Below are 6,310 nucleotides of genomic sequence, written 5' to 3' on the forward strand. Positions count from 1 at the left end.
CCTTATGGTGGGGGTTAGGCGGGTTGGGGGATGGGTTGTAGAGTGGAAACTAGGATACCGAGGAGGGTCGCTAGTTCTTTGATGTAGTAGGCGTTGATGTCGATAAAAAGGGTTGAACCCACGATTGGCTACCGAATGCCGAGGCTACCCATAAAAATCCCTAACTAACCCGACAGACAAGGCGCTTAAATAGAACCAGTGATGAATGATTCCTAACTCCATTCCTGCGAGGCGCATCCCGTGGACTTACCTTCCTTCCTCTGGTTATGGCGCATTGCCGCCTGGTCAATGGGTAGCCTGCTCGTGATCTATACCGGTTTAGCGGCGACGGGGATCACCGTGCGTATTCTGCGACAGCGATCTCAGCCCTATCCCGTTTGGCTCCGTCCCCTACATCTGTTTCTGGGCGGCGTGGCCCTTTGTTTGGTCTTGCTGTTACTGACGATCGGGATTGTGGGCACCCTCGGCTACTATGGCAACCTGGGTCATTCCAGCCACCTACCTGCGGGCTTAACCGTTGTGGCCCTGTTCCTGGGGTCCGCCTGGAGTGCCTCCCGCATCAGTGTCGATCGTCCTTGGGCACGATCGCTCCATGTGAGAATCAACCTGACCCTGTTCATTGCCTTGGGAGCGGTACTTCTGACCGGTTGGGAGGTTGTCCAGAAATACCTGCCCTAGCCAACTGGGGACCTTATTTGCCTTTCAAGGCCCGATTAAAGTTCTGGCGATAGCTCTGGCTGGCAATCAGCAAAACCGGCCACAGCAAGGAAAGTTTCAGACGATTCCCCATATTCTGCTCAAAGTGGGTGCGCTCAAAGCCGCGCCAAAAGACCCAGACGCCTACCCCATAGATGACAATCAGCGCTAACTTCAACACGATCGTTCCTCCTGCACGTCCTGTGTGTATCTTCTGCTCCCATCCTACCAATCCCGGCTTCAGGGCGTAGGGTGAGTGGGGGGAGTCGATGCAGTGAGTTCCACTAATTCCACCGTATCTTTAGAGATGACGGCTTGGCGATCGCGGGGAATTACCAGGTAACGCAGGGCCTGATTGTTGGCTAAAGGGAGGCTTTGGAAACCCCGATCCTGTTCAGGTTTGCTGTAAATTTTGTCATCCAGAAACACCAGGGTTTGCGCCTGCGTGGGGACAATCACCGGGACTTCACTGCGGCGATCGGACAAATTGGGGAACACATAATCCGGCAAGTACACCTCCGGCAGGCGACCATAGGGTTTACTCGCCAGCACCGCTGTCGTTTCTGGGGGAAATTCAGCCCGAATTACGGCTAGCCGTTCTACATAGGTGCGATCAAACGCCTGGATTTTGGCACGGGTCCGAAACTCAGCGGGACCGAAAAGAAAAAAGGCGGTATTGCCCCCAATCACCAGGACCAGCACGATCGCCCAGGCCCTCGGATAACGGGGTTCCAGGGTTTGCACCAGTTGGACGATCGCCACTGCCGCTAACACCATAAGCGCAGGCATGATCGTGAAACTGTGTCCCTGGCGTTTGATGTGCATGAAGAGGAAGTAAAAGAAACCCGGCACGATCGCCAGCATCAAAACCTGGGCACGCCAATCTCGTCGGAGTAAGGGGAGGAGCGTTCGCGTTGCGTCTCCGCAGGAGAATCGCCGAAAATACCCCAATGCCCACAAACCGGGTAGGAGACCAAAACCGAGGACAAAGACGATCGCCCGCATAACAAAGGTGAAATTATCCAGGACACCGATCAGGCTACGGGCATCCTGACTGTGATCGTGCATCCAAATTTGCACCAGTTGCCAGTAGGTAAGCGGTCCCCCAGACATGGCCCACATGGGAATCATCCAAACCAGGGCACTGCTAAACCCGATCGCCAGAACCGCCAGGATATCCCGCCCGTTAAACTTTTGGGTCCATAGCCCCCGTCCCAGGGCCGCGATCGCCAACGGCATCAGAAACACAGGCGTATTGGGCCGAATGCCCCCGGCCAATCCCATCAAGGCGGCTAAAATCCACAGGGCACGCCGATCGCCCTGACCGGCATAGTAAGCCGCGAACAAAATCGGGATGACCCAGAAAAACTCGGCCATGTAGGACAGGGACATTTCCCCATAGAACCAGACCGAGGGGCTGCTGAGCATGAGTAACGCCGCCACCCAACCCACCCGTGGGCTGAACCAGGCCCGACCGAGGATAAACAGGGCCGCTGCTGCGAGTCCCGATGCCAACACGTTCACCATGACGAGGCTTGTGTGGGGGTCTGGCCAAAAAACCGTGAGCGCCCGTCCGGCAAATACGAACAGGACGAAGGTACCCGGCAGGTGGGGAATCCCCTGGCGCAGGTCAAAGTGATTGACTGCCATCACAAAATTACCCGCGTCCCACTCCTGGATCAGTTGGCTGCGAAATAACCAGCGGCTCAGGATACCCAATGCAAAAAGGGCGATCGGGGGCCAAAGCCATGCGATCGGGTTACGCCTTAGGAAGCGCATTCTTTCTACTTGCCATTGCATCAATTCTGACCCTAACTACTATGCACACTACCATCCGGCATCGTCGCCCGTCGGAGATCAACCCCCAGGCTATTGGCTAGCCGAAAATTCGTATCGGTGAGATTTGCCCGTCGCAGGTTGGCCTGATTAAAGTTGGCATCCAGGACATTCGCCCCGGTGAGGTTGGCCTGGATCAGGTTGGCTTGAAGAAAGTTGGTGCCTTCCAAATTGGCATAGCTCAGGTTCGCTTCGATTAAATGGGACTGGAGAAAATCCGATCGAAAGAGATTGGCATTGCTCAGATCGGCCTCAATTAATTCTGCCCGTCGCACATTGGCTTCCCGTAGATCGGCTTCCTTCAGATTGGCCCGCCGCAAATTAGCCTTATACAGATCGATGCCCCCCAAGTTAGTCTGCTGTAGGTTGCAGGCTTCAAAATTGGTTTCAACGCAATCCGCCATGAACAGATTCGCCCCTTCAAAGTTGCCCCCACTGCAATAGGCTGCCCCGAGATCGGCTCCCTTGAGGTTGGCGTAGCGCAGATTGGCCCCTTTCAGGTTAGCCTGGACAAAGTTAGCCCCTTCCAGATTGGCGACTTCTAAATTGGCCTCGATCAAGTCGGCTTGAAGACAATTAGCGGCCTGCAAGTTAATTCCCTGTAATTGCATCCCTTCCAAATCAGCACCGCTTAGATCCGGCTTGATATCAGGGTTTTGGTCGCGCCATTCGTTCCAGGCAGCCGCACCTTGTCGGAGCCTAGCCACATGATCCAGGTTTGCCATGCAACACTTCCTCGTGATTACCTCGTTGTTAAACAGGTAGGATCGGGCAAGGGACCCTGCCTTGCGCCTAGCACAACAGTGTCACTCAGATTATGCCCCCTGTTATAGCCGATTTTGACTACCCCTCAACTTATTCGCTTATCCTCTTCCTAGCGATCTGGCTCCAAGTTCACCTACAAGGCAGCAAACAGTGAGGAATGAGTCACGCTCCCCTCACTCCTCACTCCTCACTCCTCACTCCTTACCCCTACAGATAGGCACCTACATCCGCTCCAGAACTGGAATACCGAGAAGGGATAAGCCTAATTTCAAGGTGCGGGCTGTTAAATCACATAAAATTAAGCGGGAAGTTCGGGCGGGTTCTGCCGACTGTAACACGGGACATTGCTCGAAAAATTGGTTGAACTTCTGGCTTAATTCAAATAGATATTGACAAAGGCGATTGGGCAGTAATTCCTGCTCGACCGCCGCGATCGCGTCCCCCAAATGCAACAGATGCTTCACCAGGACTAATTCCGCTGGCTCCGTGAGGGCGATCGGGTGTCCTTCCCCTAAATGCCCAAAGTCTACCCCGCCCTTACGGCTAATCCCCTGAATTCGGACATAGGCATAGAGCAAATAGGGAGCCGTATTTCCCTGTAACGCCAACATTTTGTCGTAGCTAAAGCGGTAGTCCTTCGTGCGATTTTGGCTAAGATCCGCATACTTAACAGCACTAATGCCCACGACCTGGGCCACATGGTGCTTAAAGCTCTCTGTTTCGACGCGATCTTCCGCTTGTAACCGTTTTTCTAAATCAGCCCGTGCATGGGCGATCGCCTCATCCAATAAATCCCGCAGCCGCACCGTTTCCCCCGATCGCGTCCGGAATTTTTTCCCCTGATCATCTAATACCAAACCAAATGGCACATGGATAACCTCCACATCATCGGGAATCCACCCGGCCCGTCGAGCAACTTGAAAAACCTGAGCAAAATGGGTAGCCTGACCAGAATCGGTCACGTAAATCAAGCGCTTGGCCCGATCCTGGGTGATGCGATAGCGAATCGCTGCCAAATCGGTCGTGGCGTAGTTATATCCCCCGTCCGACTTCTGCACAATCAAGGGTTGAGGTTTACCCTCCTTGTTGGTAAAGCCTTCCAAAAAGACACACTTCGCGCCCTGATCCTCAACCAATAACCCCTGTTGCTCTAAATCAGCCACCACGGCTGGCAGCAGGGGGTTGTAAAAAGACTCGCCCCGTTCCGTCAGGTGAATATCGAGGAGGTCATAAATTACCTGAAATTCCCGCCGCGATTGCTCACAAAGTAATTGCCATGCCTTCAGGGTTTCCTTGGCCCCCGATTGCAATTTGACCACCTCCTGACGGGCCGCTTCTTGAAAGGCTGCATCCTCATCGAATCGCTGTTTTGCTTTGCGATAAAACGCCACCAAGTCGCCTAAATCGAGGGCATCTGAAGTGGTCAATGCCTGGGGATAGGCTTCGCGCAAATAGGTAATCAACATCCCAAATTGGGTGCCCCAATCGCCCACATGATTGAGCCGCAGCACCTCATGCCCTAAAAATTCCAACGTTCGCGCTAGGGCATCACCAATAATTGTCGATCGCAAATGGCCCACATGCATTTCCTTGGCAATATTGGGACTGGAAAAATCTACGATCGTGCGTTTTGGGTATTTCGTTAACGGTACCCCTAGGCGCGGATCAGCTTGTAAAGCGGCTAGATAGGTTTGTAAATAGCTGGGTTTCAGCGTCAGGTTAATAAATCCTGGCCCCGCGATCGTCGGCGGTTCACAGAGATCATCTACCTGTAACTGCTGTACCACCTGTGCCGCGATCGCCCGGGGAGCCTGTCCCAACGTTTTCGCCAATGACATCGCCACATTTGCCTGATAGTCCCCAAATTTGGGATTACTGGCGGGTCCCAGCAGGGGATCGGTACCGGCTACTTGCTCACCAAAGGCTGCCACCAATGCCTGTTCAACGCGAGCTTGTAATTGGGAAATTATGGACTCCATTCGTTAATCCTCATACTGAGATCCAGCCAATGCGATCGCGTCACGGGCGCACTGCTAGAAATATAGTCCACCCCGGTCTCCGCCACCGATCGCAACGTCTCTAACGTAATATTGCCCGACGCCTCCAGCTTCACCCTGGGGTTCGCCTGACGGACCAGTGCCACCGCCTCCCGCATCATGGGCAGCGTCATATTATCCAACATGATCGTATCGGCTCCATAGTGGAGGGCCTCCGTGACTTCTGCCAAGGTGGTGGTCTCCACCTCAATCATCAGGGGATAGGGAATGCGATCGCGCACCTGGGTAATTGCAGGCCCAATTCCCCCCGCCGCCGCAATATGGTTATCCTTCAGCATCACCGCATCGTCCAACCCTAACCGATGGTTCGTTGCTCCCCCCACCTGAGACGCATATTTCTCCAACAGCCGTAACCCCGGTGTCGTTTTCCGCGTATCCACAAATTTGGCCGGTAGGTCCGCGATCGTCTCGACATACTGCCGCGTCAATGTCGCAATCCCACTCAACCGCATCGCTAAATTCAGCGCCACCCGCTCCCCCATCAACAAGCCCGCCAGGGGTCCCGCCAGTGTCGCGATCGGTTGCTGGCGATCGCACCCTTCTCCCTCTGCTACTAGCGCCGTCCATGCAATTGTTGGGTCCACCAAGCGAAAAACCGCTGCCGCGATCGGCAACCCCGCCACGACCCCCGATTGCTTTGCCACCCATATGGCTTTACCCAGTTGCGGGCGATCGCCCAGTAATGCCTGCGTTGTGCGATCGCCCCGACCCAAATCCTCCCGCAGCCAATGGCGCAGATCCGCCTCCAACAAAACCAGCGGCGGCACCACCACTCCCGCATTCAACCCACTCATTGACCCACCCCAAAACTCTGTAAGTCCCACTCTACAAAGCTTTGGCCTATTTGGGAAAAGTTTTTCAAAAAAAAGTGGGATAGGGGGTTGACAGGATTATTGGGATTAGTTAGTCTAGAAAAGCGCTCAGGGAAGCGGCGAGCGGGAGCGAGCCAACCGGGG

Annotated in this window: 6 protein-coding genes; 1 reads left to right on the plus strand and 5 read right to left on the minus strand. The window is 54.4% G+C overall.

Annotated features, from left to right (window positions below):
• Positions 1-240: 240 nt before the first annotated feature.
• On the plus strand, positions 241-678 hold the full coding sequence (locus tag ACWIUF_RS06255; protein ID WP_448571430.1) for a DUF4079 domain-containing protein: 438 nt from the start codon (positions 241-243) through the stop codon (positions 676-678).
• Positions 679-691: 13 nt separating this feature from the next.
• Here the strand turns inward: ACWIUF_RS06255 and ACWIUF_RS06260 are convergent, their stop codons facing one another.
• The 5 genes from ACWIUF_RS06260 to nadC all read right to left on the minus strand — a co-directional run bounded on the left by ACWIUF_RS06260 (position 692) and on the right by nadC (position 6,148).
• Positions 692-877: a hypothetical protein gene (locus ACWIUF_RS06260; protein WP_448571431.1), complete on the minus strand. Its 186-nt coding sequence runs from the start codon at positions 875-877 to the stop codon at positions 692-694.
• 59 nt (positions 878-936) lie between these two features.
• Positions 937-2,475, minus strand: coding sequence for a hypothetical protein (locus ACWIUF_RS06265; protein WP_448571432.1), 1,539 nt, complete (start codon positions 2,473-2,475; stop codon positions 937-939).
• A 32-nt stretch (positions 2,476-2,507) separates the two neighbouring features.
• A complete protein-coding gene (locus tag ACWIUF_RS06270) occupies positions 2,508-3,257 on the minus strand; it encodes a pentapeptide repeat-containing protein (protein ID WP_448571433.1) in 750 nt (249 codons plus the stop codon).
• Positions 3,258-3,518: 261 nt separating this feature from the next.
• The gene (argS, locus tag ACWIUF_RS06275) at positions 3,519-5,276 is read right to left on the minus strand and encodes an arginine--tRNA ligase (RefSeq protein ID WP_448571434.1); all 1,758 of its coding nucleotides are present in this window, start codon (positions 5,274-5,276) and stop codon (positions 3,519-3,521) included.
• The gene (nadC, locus tag ACWIUF_RS06280) at positions 5,264-6,148 is read right to left on the minus strand and encodes a carboxylating nicotinate-nucleotide diphosphorylase (RefSeq protein ID WP_448571435.1); all 885 of its coding nucleotides are present in this window, start codon (positions 6,146-6,148) and stop codon (positions 5,264-5,266) included. Before nadC ends, argS begins: the two co-directional genes overlap by 13 nt.
• Positions 6,149-6,310: the final 162 nt, after the last annotated feature.

This window comes from Trichothermofontia sp., from assembly GCF_053493415.1.